Source organism: Streptomyces sp. TAA204, from assembly GCF_000424965.1.
In genome coordinates, this window is the sequence record NZ_AUKW01000009.1 from 143,612 (window position 1) to 161,159 (window position 17,548).

General features: G+C 72.1%; 13 protein-coding genes. 9 read left to right on the plus strand and 4 right to left on the minus strand.

Going from position 1 to position 17,548, the window contains the following annotated elements; all coding sequences use genetic code 11:
- The first annotated feature begins 38 nt into the window (after nt 1-38).
- The 5 genes from H343_RS0115300 (at nt 39) to H343_RS30830 (ending at nt 8,638) form a co-directional block, all read left to right on the plus strand.
- Nucleotides 39-1,889, plus strand: coding sequence for a GH39 family glycosyl hydrolase (locus H343_RS0115300; RefSeq protein WP_028431864.1), 1,851 nt, complete (start codon nt 39-41; stop codon nt 1,887-1,889).
- A gap of 49 nt (nt 1,890-1,938) precedes the next feature.
- Nucleotides 1,939-3,363: a glucoamylase family protein gene (locus H343_RS0115305; protein WP_028431865.1), complete on the plus strand. Its 1,425-nt coding sequence runs from the start codon at nt 1,939-1,941 to the stop codon at nt 3,361-3,363.
- A gap of 92 nt (nt 3,364-3,455) precedes the next feature.
- A complete protein-coding gene (locus H343_RS0115310) occupies nt 3,456-4,868 on the plus strand; it encodes a sulfatase-like hydrolase/transferase (RefSeq protein WP_028431866.1) in 1,413 nt (470 codons plus the stop codon).
- Nucleotides 4,869-5,084: 216 nt separating this feature from the next.
- Nucleotides 5,085-5,960: a formylglycine-generating enzyme family protein gene (locus H343_RS0115315; RefSeq protein WP_051265348.1), complete on the plus strand. Its 876-nt coding sequence runs from the start codon at nt 5,085-5,087 to the stop codon at nt 5,958-5,960.
- A gap of 125 nt (nt 5,961-6,085) precedes the next feature.
- Nucleotides 6,086-8,638, plus strand: coding sequence for a beta-galactosidase (locus H343_RS30830; protein ID WP_051265297.1), 2,553 nt, complete (start codon nt 6,086-6,088; stop codon nt 8,636-8,638).
- 53 nt (nt 8,639-8,691) lie between these two features.
- On the opposite strand, the gene H343_RS30835 is transcribed toward H343_RS30830, so the two are convergent.
- The gene (locus H343_RS30835) at nt 8,692-9,819 is read right to left on the minus strand and encodes a glycoside hydrolase family 15 protein (RefSeq protein ID WP_051265299.1); all 1,128 of its coding nucleotides are present in this window, start codon (nt 9,817-9,819) and stop codon (nt 8,692-8,694) included.
- 213 nt (nt 9,820-10,032) lie between these two features.
- Here H343_RS30835 and H343_RS0115330 point away from each other — a divergent pair, with 213 nt between their 5' ends.
- Nucleotides 10,033-10,935, plus strand: a complete 903-nt coding sequence (locus H343_RS0115330) for an SDR family oxidoreductase (RefSeq protein ID WP_028431868.1) — start codon at nt 10,033-10,035, stop codon at nt 10,933-10,935.
- A 37-nt stretch (nt 10,936-10,972) separates the two neighbouring features.
- On the opposite strand, the gene H343_RS0115335 is transcribed toward H343_RS0115330, so the two are convergent.
- Nucleotides 10,973-11,590, minus strand: a complete 618-nt coding sequence (locus H343_RS0115335; RefSeq protein WP_028431869.1) for an SAM-dependent methyltransferase — start codon at nt 11,588-11,590, stop codon at nt 10,973-10,975.
- A 183-nt stretch (nt 11,591-11,773) separates the two neighbouring features.
- Nucleotides 11,774-13,198, minus strand: coding sequence for a glutamate decarboxylase (gene gad, locus H343_RS0115340; RefSeq protein ID WP_028431870.1), 1,425 nt, complete (start codon nt 13,196-13,198; stop codon nt 11,774-11,776).
- A 187-nt stretch (nt 13,199-13,385) separates the two neighbouring features.
- On the opposite strand from gad, the gene H343_RS0115345 reads away from it, so the two are divergent.
- From H343_RS0115345 to H343_RS0115355, 3 genes are read left to right on the plus strand one after another with little or no spacing between them, the layout of a single operon-like run.
- Nucleotides 13,386-13,781: a helix-turn-helix transcriptional regulator gene (locus H343_RS0115345; protein ID WP_028431871.1), complete on the plus strand. Its 396-nt coding sequence runs from the start codon at nt 13,386-13,388 to the stop codon at nt 13,779-13,781.
- A 17-nt stretch (nt 13,782-13,798) separates the two neighbouring features.
- A complete protein-coding gene (gene modA / locus H343_RS0115350) occupies nt 13,799-14,575 on the plus strand; it encodes a molybdate ABC transporter substrate-binding protein (protein ID WP_486586910.1) in 777 nt (258 codons plus the stop codon).
- Nucleotides 14,576-14,610: 35 nt separating this feature from the next.
- Entirely contained in the window at nt 14,611-16,551 is a 1,941-nt protein-coding gene (locus H343_RS0115355; protein ID WP_028431873.1) for an ABC transporter permease, read from the plus strand.
- 57 nt (nt 16,552-16,608) lie between these two features.
- Here H343_RS0115355 and H343_RS0115360 read toward each other — a convergent pair whose 3' ends face one another.
- Complete coding sequence (locus H343_RS0115360) at nt 16,609-17,409, minus strand: SAM-dependent methyltransferase (protein ID WP_037903852.1); 801 nt, start codon at nt 17,407-17,409, stop codon at nt 16,609-16,611.
- Nucleotides 17,410-17,548: the final 139 nt, after the last annotated feature.

Consider the following 17,548-nt stretch of genomic DNA (forward strand, 5'->3'; position numbering starts at 1 on the left):
CCTCATGTATGCGCATCCATCGAGAGGTGAACCCCACCATGACCGAGAAGAACGCCGCTCGCCTGGACTGGGAGCAGCGCATCGGACTCCCCAGCGACGAACCGCTCACGGGCACCGCCGACCTGCCCGCCCCCACCGGGCTGCGCTCGGAGGACGGCACCGGCCATGTGCTGCTCGACTGGCGCCCCGTCGAGGGCGCCCTGGGGTATCTCGTCTACCGCGCGGACACCGTGGACGGCCCGTTCGAGCCGCTCGACCACCGCGGCGGTGACGTACTGGCGGTGCCGGCGCCGCCCTACGCCGACTCGCTCGTCGAGCCCGCCCAGGGCTACTGGTACAAGGTGGCCTCCTGGACGGACGCGGGGCCCGGGCCGCTCACCGCGGAGCCCGTGCGCGGCTGCCCGAAGGCGCCCGGCTCGCAGCCGGCCGCCGTCACCGTCTCGGTGGACGCCTCCGCGGCGCCCGTCGCACTCCCGCCGGTCTGGAACCGGATGATCGGCGCCGAGCACCTTTCCATGCTGATCCGGGACGAGCCGGGCCCCGGCGGCGCCGACGTCGCCAGGGAGTACGGCGACGCGCTGGGCATCGTGCGGGACGAGTTGGGGGTGCGCACCGTACGGGCGCACGGCACCTTCCTGCCGGAGTGCGTCGGCGTGGAAGCGGACGGCTCCTTCGACTTCTCCGGACTGGACGAGGTCTACGACCGCTTCCTGGCCACCGGTCTCAAGCCCGTCGTCGAACTCTCCTTCATGCCCGCCGAGTTGGCCCTCGACCCGGAATACACCATCTTCGAGTACAAGGGCATAGCCTCCGTGCCCCGCAGCTGGGAGCGGTGGGGCGAGCTGTGCCGCGAGCTGACCCTCCACCTGCGCGAGCGCTACGGCGCGGACGAGGTGGCCACCTGGGAGTTCGAGGTCTGGAACGAGGCCAACCTGGAGGTCTTCTGGAACGGCACCCAGGCCCAGTACCACCTGCTCTACGAGACCGCGGCCCGTGCCGTGAAGAGCGTGGACCCGCGCATCAGGGTCGGCGGTCCCGGCTCGGCGGCGGCGAAGTGGGTCGGCCCGCTGCTGGAGCACTGCCGTGAGAACGACGTGCCCGTCGACTTCGTCTCGACCCACACCTACGGCAACGCGCCGCTGGACTTCCGTCCGCAGACCCGCTCCTTCGCGGAGGCGACCGGCAGGCCCGAGCCGGAGATCCTGTGGACCGAGTGGGGCGTGACCCCGACCCACTTCCACCGCGTCAGCGACTCGGTCTTCTCCGCGCCGTTCGTCCTGCGCGGCATGAAGAGCGCCCTGGCCTCCACCGACTGCCTCGCGTACTGGGTGGCCAGCGACCACTTCGAGGAACTGGGCCGCCCGCCCCGGCTCTTCCACGGCGGGTTCGGGCTGCTGACCGTCGGCAATCTGCGCAAGCCGCGCTTCTGGGCGCTGTATCTGCTCTCGCAGCTCGGCGGCGGCCGCATACCGTCCGCCGTGAGCGGCGACGGCGCCGAGGCACTCGTGGAGTCGCTGGCGACTCGCGCCGAGGACGCCTCCACCGTGGACGTGCTGTGCTGGAACGGCACCCTGGACCAGACGAAGATCGACGGTGCCGCGTCGCTGGACCGCCGCGCGAGTGTCGAGGTGAACGGACTCCCGCCGAACGCCGGTTACTCCGTCTCGCTGCGCCGCGTGGACGAGAGCCACTCCAACATCAAGGCCGTCTGGGACGGACTGGACGGCGGCGACTGGCCCGACGAGGGCCAGTGGGCCCGGCTCAGGGAAGCCGACCGGCTGTCCGAGGAGGCACTGGAGACGGTGACCACCGACAGCGACGGCATCCTCTCCCTCACGCTCGACCTGCCCATGCCGGGCATCCGCGCACTGCGCCTCACCCGCGTGTGAGCGCCGGCTCCGGCTTCCCCTCTTCCCTCGAACGAAGGAGTCGCACCACATGAAACGACGGACGATTCTCACGGCCGGTGCGGGCGCCTCTGCCGCCCTGGCACTGGGCGCCCCGGCCGCGCCCGCCTCGGCACGCGGACACGCGGCACGCGGAGTCGGCAGCGGCGGCACCACCGCGCTGCTGCACCGCTGGTTCGAGGACACCTACCGCTCGATCGAGGCCATGCACACGGACTTCGGTCTCGCCGCCGACAAGATCGACGTCAGCGGCGCCGAGCCGAAGCGGAGCGTTCAGACGTCACCGACCAACATCGGCTGCGGCATGTGGTCCACGGTGGCCGCCGCCGGTCTCGGCGTGATCAGCGGCCGTACGATGCGCAAGCGGCTGGCCGGCACCGTCGCCGCTGTGGAGAAGCTGGAGCGTGCGCACGGCTTCTGGCTGAACTGGTACGACGCCCACACCGGCGCCGTGCTCACCGAATGGCCCGAGACCGGCGACCCCGTACGGCCCTTCCTCTCCTCCGTGGACAACGGGTGGCTGGTGACCGGACTGCGCATCGCGGCCCAGGCCGACCCGTCGCTGCGTCCGCGCGTCAGGAAGCTCCTGGCGGACGCCGACTGGTCCTTCTACTACACGCCCTTCGACCCGGACGACCCGGCCAACAACCCCGGTCAGATCCACGGCGGCTACTGGACCGACGACGACACCTTCACCAGCCACTGGTACGGCGCGCTCAACACCGAGCCGCGCATGGCCAGTTACCTCGGCATCGCGGACGGCAGCCTCCCCGGGGAACACTACTGGCACACCTTCCGCACCCTCGTGCCGGAGAACGAGCAGGAGCAGACACCCGACGGCGAGTACGTGACGGTCGACGGCGTACGCGTCTGGCGCGGCCACTACACCTACCGCGGCCGGAAGCTCATCCCGAGCTGGGGCGGGTCGATGTTCGAGGCGCTGATGGTGCCGCTCTTCGTGCCGGAGGACGCCTGGTCGCCCGGCTCCTGGGGTCTGACGCACAAGCGGTACGTCCGCAGCCACATCGAACACGGCATGGTGGAGGAGGACTTGGGCTACTGGGGCTTCTCCCCCGCCAACGTCCCCTCGGGCGGATACAGCGAGTACGGCGTCGACGCCATCGGCATGACGGTCGACGGCTACCACTCCAAGGGCGTGGTCACACCGCACGCGTCCGTCCTGGCGATGCCGTTCGAGCCCGGCGAGTCCGTCGCCAACCTCCGCCGGATCGCCCGTGACTTCGGCGCGTACCACGACGGACTGGGCTTCCGCGACTCCGTCGACGTACGGGAGGGGACAGTCAGCGACTTCATGCTGGCGCTGGACCAGGGCATGATCACCGCCGGGCTCGCGCAGGTGCTCCGGCCCGGACTGCTCCAGCGGGCCTTCCGCTCGGGCGGCTTCGCCAGGAACGTCAGGCCGCTCCTCGCCAAGGAGGACTTCGGCATAGCCTGATCCCGCTGCAAGACACGTTCCGTACCGTCCGGGCAGCGACGGCGTTCCTCTCCGGCGCTGCCCGGCCACAACCACGGAAGGCCCGAGACGAAGTGCGCCCGAACATCGTGCTGTTCATGACCGACGATCACGCGGTGCCGGCCATCGGCGCCTACGGGAGCGTGATCAACCGGACCCCCTCGGTCGACCGGCTCGCCGCCGAGGGGATGCGGTTCGACAACACCTTCTGCACGAACGCCATCTGCTCACCCGCCCGCGCCACCCTGCTGACCGGCACCTACAGCCACGTCAACGGAATGACCTCCCTCGAAGGGCCGGACCACACCTTCGACGCGACGCAGCCCAGCTTCCCCGAACTGCTGCAGGAAGCCGGCTACCAGACGGCCATCGTGGGCAAGTGGCACCTCGGCCACGGCGGCGACAGCGATCCCCGTGGCTTCGACCACTGGGAGATCCTCCCCGAGCACGGCGTCTACCACGACCCGACGTTCGTCACCGCCGAGGGCGAGCGCACCTACCCGGGCTACGTCACCGACATCATCACCGACCTGGCGCTGAACTGGCTGGACAAGCGCGACCCGGAACGCCCCTTCGCCCTGCTGGTCCAGCACAAGGCGCCGCACCGCGCGTTCGAGCCCGCGGAGCGGCACCGCGGCCTCTACGCGGACACGGACATCCCGCTGCCGGAGACCCTGCACGACGACTGGAGCGAGCGTGCTCCGGCGGCCGCCGAGGCGCGGCTGCGGATGGCGGACCTGGAACCGCACGACCTCAAGGAGCCCGTGCCGGAGGGACTCTCGGAACGGGAGGAGACGGAGTGGCGCTACCAGCGCTACATCAAGGAGTACCTGCGCGTCGTCGCCGCGCTGGACGAGAACGTCGGCAGGGTCCTGCACTTCCTGGAGACCGCGGGACTCTCCGAGGAGACCGCCGTCGCCTACACCTCCGACCACGGGTTCTTCCTCGGTGAACACGGCTGGTTCGACAAGCGGTTCATGTACGACCCGTCGATGCGCATCCCGCTGGTGATGCGCTGGCCGGGCACCGTCGCACCCGGTTCCGTCAACGACGACCTCGTGGCGAACGTCGACTTCGCACCGACCCTGCTCGACCTCGCCGGGGTGGAACCGCCGGCGCGCATGCAGGGCCGCAGCCTCGTGCCGCTGCTGCGCGGCGAGACCCCGCAGGACTGGCGCGACGCCGTGTACTACCGCTACTACATGCACCTGGACACCTGCCACAACGTCCAGGCCAGCTACGGAATCCGTACGCGCACGCACAAGCTGGTGCACTACCCGGGCCACGGCTCGGGCGCCTCCGGTGCCTCCTGCGAGCGGCGCGAGCCGCAGTGGGAACTCTTCGACCTCGTCGAGGACCCCGCCGAGCTGCACAACCGCTACGGCGATCCCGGATACGCGGCCCTCGTGGAGGAGTTGACGGAGCACCTGGCGCGGTTGCAGAAGGACCTCGGGGACACACCCGAGGGCGTCGTCCCGCAACACTGAGCAGGAGAGGGCCACTTCGTGAACGACGCGGAGCACGCAGAGGCGCCACGGGAGGCGTGCTGCGCGCCCGCGCGCCCGCGCGGGACGTACGGCGACGGCAACGGCAACGGCGACGGCAACGGGGACGGCAACGGGGAAGCTGACGGGGCCGCGAACGCGAAACCGGGCGCGGACACCGGCACATGCGGGAGCGGGCACGGGGACACGTACGCCGCCGTGCCGTCCGGCTCCCCCTCCGCCGGGCGTGCTCCGCACGGCGGCTGGTGCGAACTGCCCGGTGGCAGCTTCCTGATGGGGTGCGAGGACGGGCCGTACCCGCAGGACGGCGAGGGTCCGGTGCGTGAGGTGACTCTCAGCCCGTTCCGCCTGGCGGCGACCGCCGTCACCAACGCGGAGTTCGCCGAGTTCGCCGCCGCCCGCGGCCACCGCACCGACGCCGAGCGCTTCGGCTGGTCCTTCGTCTTCGGCGGCTTCCTGCCGGACGACTTCCCGCCCACCCGTGCCGCCGCCGCGGCTCCCTGGTGGCGCCAGGTGTTCGGCGCCGACTGGCGCCGCCCGGAGGGCCCGGGGTCGGACCTGGACGCGCGCTGGGACCACCCGGTCGTGCACGTCTCGCACAACGACGCGCTGGCCTACTGCCGTTGGGCCGGTACGCGGCTGCCGACGGAGACGGAATGGGAGTACGCCGCCCGCGGCGGGCTGAGCGGCAAGCCCTACCCGTGGGGTGACGAACGCGAGCCGGGAGGGGAGTACCGCATGAACATCTGGCGCGGCACCTTCCCCGGCCGCAACACCGCGGCCGACGGCTACGCCGGTACCTGCCCCGTGGACGCCTTCCCGCCGGGCGGCTGGGGCCACTTCAACATGACCGGGAACGTGTGGGAGTGGTGCGCGGACCGCTTCGGCACCGCTGACCACACCAACGGCCCGCTGACGGACCCGCGAGGGCCGGAGTCCGGAGACGCCCGGGTGCTGCGCGGCGGGTCGCACCTGTGCCACGAGTCGTACTGCCTGCGCTACCGGACCTCGGCCCGTATGGCCAACACCCCTGACAGCACAGCCGGTAACACCGGTTTCCGGGTGGCCGGCTGACCGCCGCGCCGAGCATCGCGACGGCTTCGCACACATCCCTTGTATGCGCTTCCTGTAAGCGCATACAGTCTCGGCGCACCGACGCCGGAACGCCCCCGTCCGTACGACCTCACGGAGAGCCAGCCATGACGTCACACCCGACAGCCTTCCGCCGCCGCGCCGTTCTCGGCGGAGCCGGGGCGCTCGCCGCCGCGGCAACCGGCGGCGCGGGCGCCGCACACGCAGCCGCGGCTCCCACCGCAGCCGGCACGGCCGCCGGCGCGCGGCGCGAGAGGACCGAGCCCTCCGTCACCTACGACAGGAAGCGGCTCCTGATCGACGGCGAGCCCGTCCTCGTCATGGCCGGCGAGATCCACTACTTCCGGCTCAAGCGCTCCGACTGGCAGTCCCGGCTCGACCTGGCCAAGGAGGCCGGGCTCAACACCATCGCCACCTACATCCCCTGGATGTGGCACGAGACACCCGGCGGTTCCATCGACGTCACCGGCAGGACCCGCGAGGAGCGCGACCTCGGCGCATTCCTGGACCTGTGCATCGAAGGCGGCTTCCACGTCATCGCCCGCCCCGGCCCCTTCACGATGGCCGAACTCAAGGGCGAGGGCATCCCGCACCGCATCCGCGAGGACCACCCGCAGATCGTGCCCGAGGGCTGGGACGGACAGAAGGACACCGCACAGACCGTCGACTACCTGGCGCCCGCCTTCCTCAAGGAGGTGCGGCGCTGGTACGAGGCGGTGATACCGGTGATCGCGAAGCGCAGGCACCGCAAAGGCCGGCCCGGCGTCATCGCCTGCCAGCTCGACAACGAGATCGGGATGCTCCCCTGGGTCAGCAACCACCCATGCCTCACCGACAACGCGCTCAAGGACTTCAACAGCTGGCTGGAGGAGACCTACGGGGACGGACTGGGTGAGCGCTACCCCTTCGCGGACAAGCCCGCGCCCGAACGCGACGCCGCCATCCGCAAGCCCGGGGACTCCTACTCCCCCGCCCTGATGCACGACCTGGGAGCGTTCTCGCGCGGCCGCTTCTCCCGCTACGTGAGCACTCTGCGCAAGTACGCGGAGGACGGCGGCCTCGACGGAACACCGTTCCTGATCAACATCCACGGCACGGGCGACGGCGGGGCGAAGAAGTTCCCCATCGGCATCAGCCAGTTGATGGAAAGCTACTCCGGCAAGCCCGGCATCTTCTCCGGCGCGGACTTCTACCTCGGCAGCCTCACCGTCAAGAACGTCACCGACCTCTACCTCATCAACGCCTTCATGGAGTCCGTGCAGGACGAGGACCAGCCCATCGGCGCCCTCGAGTTCGACGCCGGGCACGCCGACTACGGCAACAACCTCGACAACCAGGAGGACGCCGAGAGCGGCGACCTCAAGACGCGGCTGTGCGTCGCGCAGGGCGTCAAGATGATCAATTACTACCTCTTCGCGGGGGGCTTCAACCCGAAGCTGGACAAGCCGCTGGGCGACGGCAACGACCGCATCGGCATCACCGGCGAGCGCCACGGCTTCGCCGCGCCCGTCGATCCCGAGGGCAGGCGCAACCTCAGCTACGGGCCCCTGAAGGAGGCCGTCCACGCCGTCAACGGCCTCTCGGGCCCGCTCGCCGGGATGGTGCCGGAGTACGACGAGATCGCCCTGGGCTTCGTGCCCGACCACTACCTGACCGAGTACCACCCGCCGGGCCGCGAGAGCGTCGACGCCGTCCTCGCTGACATCGAGGACACCCGCGGCTTCGGGCCCCGCGGCGCCGTCTCCCGCGCGATGCTGCTGGGCGGGTTCCGCTACCGCGCCCTCGATCTGCAGTCGGCGGACCTCGACCCGGGGCGCACGCCCGTACTGGCCCTGGCGACGGGCGAGAATCTCGCGACCGGGCTGCAGCGCAAGCTCGTGCGCTACCTCAAGGCCGGCGGCAGACTGCTGCTGTCGGGCAAGGTGCCGGTCGCCGACATGACGGGCGCGAAGAGCACCGAACTGCGCGACGCGCTGGGGCTGAGGACCGGCAAGACCCTCACCGACGCGGACCGCTTCTGGCTGTCGGCGACGGCACACGGCTGGGCGGCGCCCCGGGCCGAAATCCGCGTGGCCCGTGCGCAGTTGTGCACTCCCGGAAGGGGCACGACGGTGCTGCGGGAGGTCTCCACCGGCAAGGGCTGCGGATTCGACATCCCCGTCGGGGCGGGCCGGGCCGTGGTCGTCACCACCGACTACCGCTGCGATGTGGACTTCTGGGTCCGGGCGCTGAAGGCCCTCGGCGCGTCACCCGCGATCACCCACAGCCCGGTCGATCCGGGACTGTTCCTGCTGACCACCCGCGACGGCGACGGCGGACGGCTGCTGCACGCCCTGAACGTCACCTCGGGGCTGGACCAGGTCTTCACCGTCGAGGAGAAGGGCAAGCCGCTCTTCGGCGGCGAGAAGCTGCGCATCGCGGGGCGCAGCGGGGCGATGCTGCCGCTCGGGCTGAAGGCGGGCGGCGGCAGGATCGCGTACGCCACGGCGGAGATCACCGGCACGGGGAAGGGCACAGTGACCTTCCGCGCGACGGGCGGCGGCGAGTCGGTCGTCGCGGTCGACGGCGCGGCCCGGTGCGAGGGCGCGAAGTCCTCGCGTGAGGGCGGACGTACGGTGCTGCGCGTGAGGCGCCGGGAGTTCACCGTCCGTATGGGGTGAACGGACGGGCCGTGGCCGCTTCGTGGAGCGGAGCAGTCCCGGCCCGTCCCGGCTCACTCCGGTTTGGCGTCGAGTTCGCCGAGTTCGTCGGCCAGGATCAGATACATCCCGTGCGACCACAGCAGCGGAGTGGCGTTGGGACCCCAGCGCTCCACCCACTCCGCCTCGCGACCGGGCGCCAACCGCTCGCCCTCGGGGGCCTGTTCGGGCAGCAGACCGTCGGCGGTGAACTGGCCGTCGATCCAGCGCAGCAGTTGCTGGGCCTCCCTGATGCGGCCGGTTCTGGCGTAGTGCCAGCCGAGCAGGGCGGAGAGCACCGGCCAGCGGCCTCCGCCGTAGAAGGTGTCGGCCAGGTAGCGGTGCACCCCGCCCTCGCGCAGCAGGTCGCGTTCGACGGCGGCGAGGGTGTTGCGGGCAAGTGAACCCCTGACCACCCCGAAGGGCGTGAGCGCGGCGAGCAGGCTCGCGTCGACGGCGTCGGGGCCCGAGAGCCACTTGACGAGGTGGCCGTCGCGCACGCCCTCCCGGCGGACGGCCGCTGCGATCTCGTCCGCGGCCGTACGGGCGCGGTCCGCGGTGTCCCCCTCGACGAGGCCGGACTCGGCGGCGGCCCGCAGCCCGGCCTCGAGCGAGGCGAGTGTCGCGCCGTGCCGCTGCTCGCTGTCCTCCTCCCACCAGTCGAAGCAGGGGGTGTTCCAGGATGCCGCGAGATATTCGCAGGCGAGCCGGGCGGCCTCGCGGTAGGGCGCGGGGTCGGCGGCGTGCCGGCGCAGGTGGGCGACGAGGAGGTGCAGCCAGGTGCCGTAGCCGTCGAGCTGGAAGTTCCACCATCCGGTGTCGCCCTCGTCCTCGCCCTGGAGGGTGTAGCGGGCGGGCAGCCAGTCGCCGGAATCGGGCGTGCCGCCCGAGCGCAGGGTGCCGGCGATGTGCTCGATACGGCCGGCCCGCGAGGTCAGCACCCTGGCGCACCACTTGTGGAAGGCGCGGGCGCTGCCGGACGCGCCCGCCCGGTCGGCGCCCTCGGCGATGAAGGCGCCGTCCCTGAACCACGAGTAGCCGTAGACCTCGAAGGAGGGGCAGGCCGGATAGCCGCCGCCGGGGTGCTGGTGGCGGAGGACGACATCCAGCGCGGCACGGCGGGTGCCCTGTGCGGACAGGGGACGGTACTGATCGGCAACCATGGTCGCCGCCTCCTATGTATGCGCATTCAGACTGCCGGACAGCGTACCCGGCCCGCCCCCTCACGAAGAAGGGAGAAGACGGAGGGTACGCGCTCGCGCCGGGGCGCCGGGCCGCCCGCGCGCCGCCCCGGGTGCACTGCCCGGCGCGCTGTTACCCCACGTCCCGTCCGGGTACCCCGTGCGCCCTCGCCCCGCACATCCCCAGGAGGCCCCGTGTCAGAGTCAGAGTCAGAGTCCGGATCCGGTACCCGGCACCCCGCACACCGTCACCCCGAGCCGCCCTTCCCCTCACAGGACGACGAACACCCCGGCTTCACAGACCGCATGGCGCCCCGGCCGGACCACGGTGAGGACTCCTACCGCGGCAGCGGCCGTCTCGAGGGCCGGGCCGCGCTCATCACCGGAGGTGACTCCGGGATCGGCCGGGCGGTGGCCCTCGCCTTCGCACGCGAGGGTGCCGACGTGCTGCTCTCCCACCTCCCGGAGGAGGAGGGCGAGGCGCGGGAAGCCGTACGCCTCGTGGAGGACGCCGGACGCCGGGCCGTGTCGATGGCGTGCGACGTCCGGGACGAGTCGGAGTGCAGGCGTCTGGTCGACCGGGCGGTGGAGGAGTTCGGCCGCATCGACGTGCTCGTCAACAACGCCGCGTACCAGATGTCGCAGCCCGACGGGATCAGCTCCATCTCCACGGAGCAGTTCGACCGGGTCGTACGCACCAACCTCTACGGCATGTTCTGGCTGTGCAAGATGGCCCTTCCGCACATCCCCGAGGGCGGCAGCATCATCAACACCACTTCGGTGCAGGCGTACAAGCCCAGCGCGCACCTGCTGGACTACGCCATGACGAAGGGCGCGATCGCCACGTTCACACAGGGCCTCGCGGGCAATCTCGCCGGCCGGGGCGTGCGCGTCAACGCCGTGGCGCCCGGACCCGTCTGGACCCCGCTCATCCCGGCGACGCTGCCCGACACCGAGGAGTTCGGCAAGCAGAGCCCGCTGGGCCGCGCGGCCCAGCCCGCCGAGATGGCACCGGCGTTCGTGTTCCTGGCCTCGCAGGAGGCCAGCTACATCACCGCCGAGATCGTCAACGCGACGGGCGGCACACCCCTGCCCTGACCGGGAGGGCGACGGCCGGGCCCGCCGCCCTCCTCCCTCACACCAGCCCCTCCTGCGCCGCCGAGGACAGCGGCTCCCGGCCGGCCACGTCCACACGTCCGAAGACGTGCAGCGTGAAATCGGGATCGCGGCAGTCGGTCAGCAGGGTCAGGCCGGGAACCGCGTTGAGCACCGGGGCCAGGGTGCGGCCGGTGCGGTGGTGTTCGGGTGCGGGGTGGTTCCAGTGGACGGTGACGAGGGTGCCGCCCGGTTCGAGGGTCTCCACGGTCCGCAGGAGCACGTCGCGCAGCGTCAGATCGTCGAAGTAGTAGAGAAGTTCGGAGAGCACGATCAGTTCGAAGGTGTCCTCGGGCCACTCCTCGGGCACGGTCATCCGGCCCACCCGCACATGGTCCAGGTGGCCGGTTCGGGCGGCGGCCAGCTCCGCCGCAGCCGCGACACGGTCGGTGGCCAGGAGGTTCTCGCAGCGCTCCGCGAGCCGGGCGGTGAGGATTCCGACCGAGCAGCCGGGTTCGAAGGCGCTGCGGTACCGCCGTTTCGGCAGCGCCGCGAGGGTGTGGTCGTACTTGCGCTGTGTGTACCACTGCTCCGTGAGGCTCCAGGGATCGGCCGAGCCGCTGTAGAGCTGCTCGAAGTAGACGTCGGGCGTGTTCATCGGTCGACCACCTCGTGTGCTCCGGCCGGTGCCCCGTGGCAGGCGCACAGCGGGACTCCCCAAAGCCTCGCATTCCGTGACAATCAACGCACTTCCGCGGTGGCGTTCCGGCGACGTGGGCCGGCACGGTCCACCCCGCCGGCCCCGCCCCTGGCCAGGTCCAAGGCCCGGGCGCGGGCCGCCTCAGTGGTGGAAGGCCGTCCCGGCATGCGCGGGGCGGCGCAGCGGGCCGTCCTGGGCCCGCAGCTCGGGCAGCAGCGCGCCCAGATCCTCCATGAACAGCTCGGCGAGGTCCGCCGAGAAGCCGTTGCGGCACACCACACGCAGTACGGACAGGTCCTGGCGGTTGGGAGGGAAGGTGTAGGCGGGCACCAGCCACCCCCGCTCGCGCATCCGCCGTGAGACGTCGAAGACGTCGTAGCGCGTGATCTCCGGTGAGGTGGTGAAGGCGAAGACCGGAAGCTGGTCGCCGCGTGTGAGCATGCGGAAGTCGCCCGTGGCCTCGATCCGTTCGGCGAGGGAGCCGGCCACGTCACGGGCCGCCTGCTGGACGGCGCGGAAGCCGTCGCGCCCCAGCCGCAGGAAGGTGTAGTACTGCGCGGCGACCTGGGCTCCCGGCCGGGAGAAGTTCAGCGCGAAGGTGGGCATGTCGCCGCCCAGGTAGTTGACGCGGAAGACCAGCTCCTCCGGCAGGGCGTCCGAGGAGCGCCACAGCGCCCAGCCGACACCGGGGTAGACCAGGCCGTACTTGTGTCCGGAGGTGTTGACGGAGGCGACGCGCGGCAGCCGGAAGTCCCAGATCAGGTCCTCGTCGAGGAACGGCGCGATCATCCCTCCGGAGGCGGCGTCCACATGCACGGGTACGTCCACTCCGGTGCTCTCCCGCAGCGCGTCCAGCTCCGCGCACACCTCGGCCACCGGCTCGTAGGAGCCGTCGAAGGTGGAGCCGAGCACGGCCACGACGCCGATGGTGTTCTCGTCGCACAGTTCCGCGGCGGCACGCGGGTCGAGGTGGAAGCGTTCACCCTCCATGGGGACCTGTCGGGCCTCGACCTCCCAGTAGTCGCAGAACTTCTCCCAGCACACCTGGACGTTGCTGCCCATCACGAGGTTGGGCCTGGCCCGCGCCGGATAGCGCTCACCCGCGCGGGCGGCCCAGCGGCGTTTGAGGGCCATCCCGGCGAGCATGCACGCCTCGCTGGAACCGGTGGTGGAGCAGCCGACGGCGGCTGCCGGGTCGGGGGCGTTCCACAGGTCGGCGAGCATCGCGACACAGCGCCGCTCCAGTTCGGCGGTGCGCGGGTACTCGTCCTTGTCGATCATGTTCTTGTCGCGGCACTCGGCCATCAGCTCACCCGCCTGCGGCTCCATCCACGTCGTGACGAAGGTCGCCAGGTTCAGCCGGGAGTTGCCATCGAGCATCAGCTCGTCGTGCACGAGCTGATACGCGGTCCCGGGCGCCATGGGGCCCTCGGGCAGCCGGTGACGGGGCGGCTCATCGGTCATTCCGGCCACGGGGTCGGCCGCGCCGTAGAAGGGATTGACCGACAGACCGGTGCGTTCGGCACCGGCCCCGGCCGGGCCGGACCGTCCTCTGTGCAACGACATCGTCCTCAGCGCCTCCCGGCCTGCTCCGCTCCGGCGGTACCTCTGCCGCGAACCTACGGCCACCGCCCCCGCCGGGCCCGCCGGACTGCTGCGGTTGGCCGCACCGACCTGGCGCGGAATCGCATCTGCCAGATGAATTCGCTCCACAGGCTGTGAATGCGAACGCAATGCGCCTATGTTGTCGCACATGCAGTCCTACACGATCGGGCAGGCGGCCCGGCTTCTGGGCGTCAGCCCCGACACCGCACGACGCTGGGCGGACGCCGGGAGAGTGGCGACCCACCGCGACGAGGCAGGCCGCCGCGTCATCGGGGGCCGGGCGCTGGCCGCGCTCTCCGTCGAGGTCGCGCACGCCGGTACGGGAGAGGAGGACACCCACGTCACCTCAGCGCGCAACGCCTTCCCCGGCATCGTCACCGCCGTGAAGCTCGGCGACGTCGCGGCGCAGGTGGAGATCCAGGCAGGCCCGCACCGCCTGGTGTCCCTGGTGACGCGTGAGGCCGTGGAGGAACTGGGCCTGGAGGTCGGCATGCGGGCCACGGCCCGGGTGAAGTCGACCAGCGTGCATCTCGACCGGACCTGAGAAGGGGGAGCAGGACCGTGCCCACCGTGCTCCACGCGATCCGCCGCCGCCCGCGTATCCGCCGCGCCGCGACCGCCGCCGCCCTGGCCGCGCTCCTCGTGCCGCTGTCCGCGTGCGGCGGGGAGTCCGGTACGCAGCTGACGGTGCTCGCCGCCTCGTCGCTCACCGATGTCTTCGGCCGGGCGGGTTCCGCCTACGAGAAGCAGCACCCGGGCACGGAGGTGAAGTTCTCCTTCGCCGGCTCCCAGGAACTGGCCGCGCAGGTCCGCCAGGGCGCCCCCGCCGACGTGCTGGTGACGGCCGACAGCGCGACCATGGACGGGCTGAGGGGCGAGAGCGGCACCCCCACGGTCATCGCGAGGAACCGCCTCGTCATCGCCGTCGGCAAGGGCAACCCGAAGAAGATCGGCGGACTGGGCGACCTGGACGACCCGGGGCTGAAGGTCGTACTGGCCGCCCCCGAGGTCCCCGCCGGCCGCTACAGCGAACAGATCCTCGACGCGCACGGCACGGACGTACGGCCCGTCTCCCGGGAGGCGAGCGTGCGCGCCGTGCTGAGCAAGGTCGAACTCGGCGAGGCCGACGCCGGGCTCGTCTACCGTACGGACACCGCCGCCGCGCCCGGCGAGGCCGACGCCGTCGCAATCCCCGACGAGGACAACGCCCTCGCCTCCTATCCCGCCGCCACGCTCGACGCCTCCCGGAACCCCGGGGCGGCGGCGGAGTTCGTGGAGTGGCTGAGCACACCCCGCGCGCGGGAACTCCTGCGCGACGCGGGCTTCCAGAAGCCGTGACCGTCTCCCCCGGCGGACAGCCGGCTCCGTCGGCAGTGAGCGCGAAAACCCGCGCGAGGGCCCGGCTCGCGCGCCTCCCGCCGCCCGCCCTGGCGGGGCCCGCGCTGCTCGCCGTCGCGTTCCTGCTGGTCCCGCTGGCGGGCGTCGTCATCCGTACGCCCTGGGGGCGGCTCGGTGCCGATCTCACCGCTCCCGGCGTCACCGAGGCGCTGAGGCTGTCCCTGCTGGTCTCCTTCTGGTCGCTGGGTCTCTCCCTCGTACTGGGTGTGCCGCTGGCCTGGCTGCTCGCCCGGGTCGACTTTCCCGGCAAGGCGCTGGTGCGTTCGCTGGTGCTGCTGCCGATGGTGCTGCCGCCGACCGTCGGCGGTGTGGCCCTGCTGCTGGGGTTCGGGCGGCGCGGACTGCTCGGGCCGTGGCTGGAGAGCACCTTCGGCCTCGTCCTGCCGTTCCACACCTCGGGTGCGGTCGTCGCGGCGACGTTCGTCTCGATGCCGTTCCTGGTCATCAGCCTGGAAGGCGCGCTCGCGGGGCTGCGCCCGTCGTACGAGGAGACCGCGTCCTCCCTCGGGGCCGCACCGGTACGGGTGTTCGGCACCGTCACGCTGCCGCTGGTCGCCCCCGGACTGGCCGCGGGCGCCGCCCTGACCTGGGCGAGGGCGCTGGGAGAGTTCGGCGCCACCATCACCTTCGCCGGCAATCTGCCCGGCGCGACCCAGACCCTGCCGCTCCAGGTCTATCTGCTCCTGCAGCAGCGGCCCGAGGCCGCCACCTCCCTCTCCCTGCTGCTGCTCGCCGTCGCCATGGCCGTCCTGGTGGCCCTGAGGGGGCGCTGGACCGGAGGGGGAGGACGGCCCGCCGAGCCGCGCACCGCTCCGGCCCCGCCCACCGACGCGCCGGCGCCCCGGGAGACGCCCGATGCGCCGCCCCCGCGCGGGCGTTGGTCCATGCAGGCCGACGTCACCGGATTCACCTCGGTCACCCTCGACGCACCGCCCGGCACCACCGTCGCCGTCGTCGGGCCCAACGGCGCCGGAAAGTCCACGCTGCTGCGTGCCCTGCTCGGCCTCACACCCCGCGCCCACGCCCGGCTCGTGCTCGGCGGCACCGACGTCACCGCGCTGCCCCCGCACCGCCGCCCGGTCGCCTGGGTTCCGCAGGACGGCGCGCTCTTCCCGCATCTGAGCGCCCTGGCGAACACGGCCTACGGACCCCGCGCACAGGGCGTGCGCCGGGCCGGGGCCCGCCGGGACGCCCAGGAGTGGCTGGACCGCCTCGGCGTGGGCGCGCTCGCCCACCGCAGACCCGCGCAGCTCTCCGGCGGCCAGGCCCAGCGGGTCGCCCTGGCAAGGGCGCTGGCCGCCCGGCCGCGTCTGCTCCTGCTGGACGAACCCCTCGCCGCCCTGGACACGACCACACGCGCCGAAGTCCGGCACACCCTGCGCGCCCACCTCCACGGCTTCGGGGGCGTGTGCCTGCTGGTCACCCACGACCCCGTCGAGGCCGTCGCCCTGGCCGACCGCGTGCTCGTCCTGGACGGGGGACGTACGGTCCAGGACGCCCCGCCCACCGAAGTCTCCCGGCATCCGCGCTCGCCGTGGGTGGCCCGCATGCTCGGCGGCAACGCGTGGACGGGCACCACCGCGGCGGACGGCCTCGACCTGGACGGAGGCGGGCACATCGTGGCCGCCGAGCTGCCCGCGCGCGGCCCCGGCACCCGCGCCCTCGCGCTCATCCCCCCGGAGTCCGTGGCCCTGCACCGGGAGCGCCCCTCCGGCAGCCCGCGCAACGTGTGGTCCGGCACCGTCCGCGAGATGACGGCGCTCGGCAGCCGTCTGCGCGTGCTGGTCGACTGCGACCGGGCGCCCGGCCTGATCGCCGAGATCACACCGGCCGCGGCCGCCGAATTGGGACTGCGCGAAGGGTCCGCCGTCCACGCGGGTGTCAAGGCGACAGAGGTGAAGCTCGTCGGCAACTGACGCCGCTTGAGGGCCCGGCACTCCGCCCTCACCGCTTGAGGGCCGGACACTCCGCCCTCAGCGCTTGAGGGCCATCCCCGCCCACAGCCCGACCTCGGAGTCGGCGGCGACGTCGCGCCCGCTGCCGACGCGCCGGCAGCCCCCTTCGTCCGGACGCCACCGGTGCGGCACCTCGATGCCCGGCCGGACGAGGTCCAGCCCGTCGAAGAACCGCGCGAACTCCTCCCTGCTGCGTGCCCGCACTCTTGTTCCGCCGCTCTCGTAGACCTGGGCGACCCGCGACATGGCCTCGGGTTCGAAGTCGCCGGTCCCGTGGGAGAGGACCAGCGCGGAGCCGGACGGCAGCGCGGAGACGAGGCGCGCGATGCTGCCGTAGGCGTCCGAGTCGTCCGGAACGAAGTGCAGCAGCGCCACCCCGCTCAGCGCGACGGGGCGGGAGAGGTCGAGCGTGCGCGTCATTTCGGGCGAGCGCAGAATGACGTCCGGCTCGGTGACTCCGGCGTGCAGACAGGCCGTACGGCCCTCGGGTGAACCGCCCATCAGAGCGCGTGCGTGGGCGAGCACGATGGGGTCGTTGTCGACGTAGAGGACGCGCGCTCGCGGATTCACGCTCTGCACGACCTGATGGAGGTTCGGCTCGGTCGGTATCCCGGTGCCGATGTCGAGGAACTGGTCCAGCCCGTACTCCCGCGCGAGCACCCGGGCGGCCCGGTGCATGAAGGCCCTGTTCGTGCGCGCGGCGACAGGCACTGCCGGCCAGACGGCCAGCACCTTCTCACCGGCCTCGCGGTCCGCCCGGTAGTTGGTCTTCCCGCCCAGGTAGAAGTCGTAGATGCGGGCGGCGTGCGGCTGGTCCATCCTCAGATCCGGCGGGCCCCCCGGCCCGGCCGTCCTTCCGTCCCCCATCGGCCCCGTCACTCCCCATCGCCCCCGTCACTCCCTCACCGGCGCCGGACGCGCCGCACCGGGAGGTTCCCCGGGCCGTACGGGCCCCACA

Excerpts from the sequence above, each read along its gene's own strand:
- H343_RS0115300 (WP_028431864.1), top strand. The coding sequence starts at position 39 with ATGACCGAGAAGAACGCCGCTCGCCTGGACTGGGAGCAGCGCATCGGA.
- H343_RS0115305 (WP_028431865.1), top strand. The coding sequence starts at position 1,939 with ATGAAACGACGGACGATTCTCACGGCCGGTGCGGGCGCCTCTGCCGCC.
- H343_RS30830 (WP_051265297.1), top strand. The coding sequence starts at position 6,086 with ATGACGTCACACCCGACAGCCTTCCGCCGCCGCGCCGTTCTCGGCGGA.
- H343_RS30835 (WP_051265299.1), bottom strand. The coding sequence starts at position 9,819 with ATGGTTGCCGATCAGTACCGTCCCCTGTCCGCACAGGGCACCCGCCGT.
- H343_RS0115335 (WP_028431869.1), bottom strand. The coding sequence starts at position 11,590 with ATGAACACGCCCGACGTCTACTTCGAGCAGCTCTACAGCGGCTCGGCC.
- gad (WP_028431870.1), bottom strand. The coding sequence starts at position 13,198 with ATGTCGTTGCACAGAGGACGGTCCGGCCCGGCCGGGGCCGGTGCCGAA.
- H343_RS0115345 (WP_028431871.1), top strand. The coding sequence starts at position 13,386 with ATGCAGTCCTACACGATCGGGCAGGCGGCCCGGCTTCTGGGCGTCAGC.
- H343_RS0115360 (WP_037903852.1), bottom strand. The coding sequence starts at position 17,409 with ATGGACCAGCCGCACGCCGCCCGCATCTACGACTTCTACCTGGGCGGG.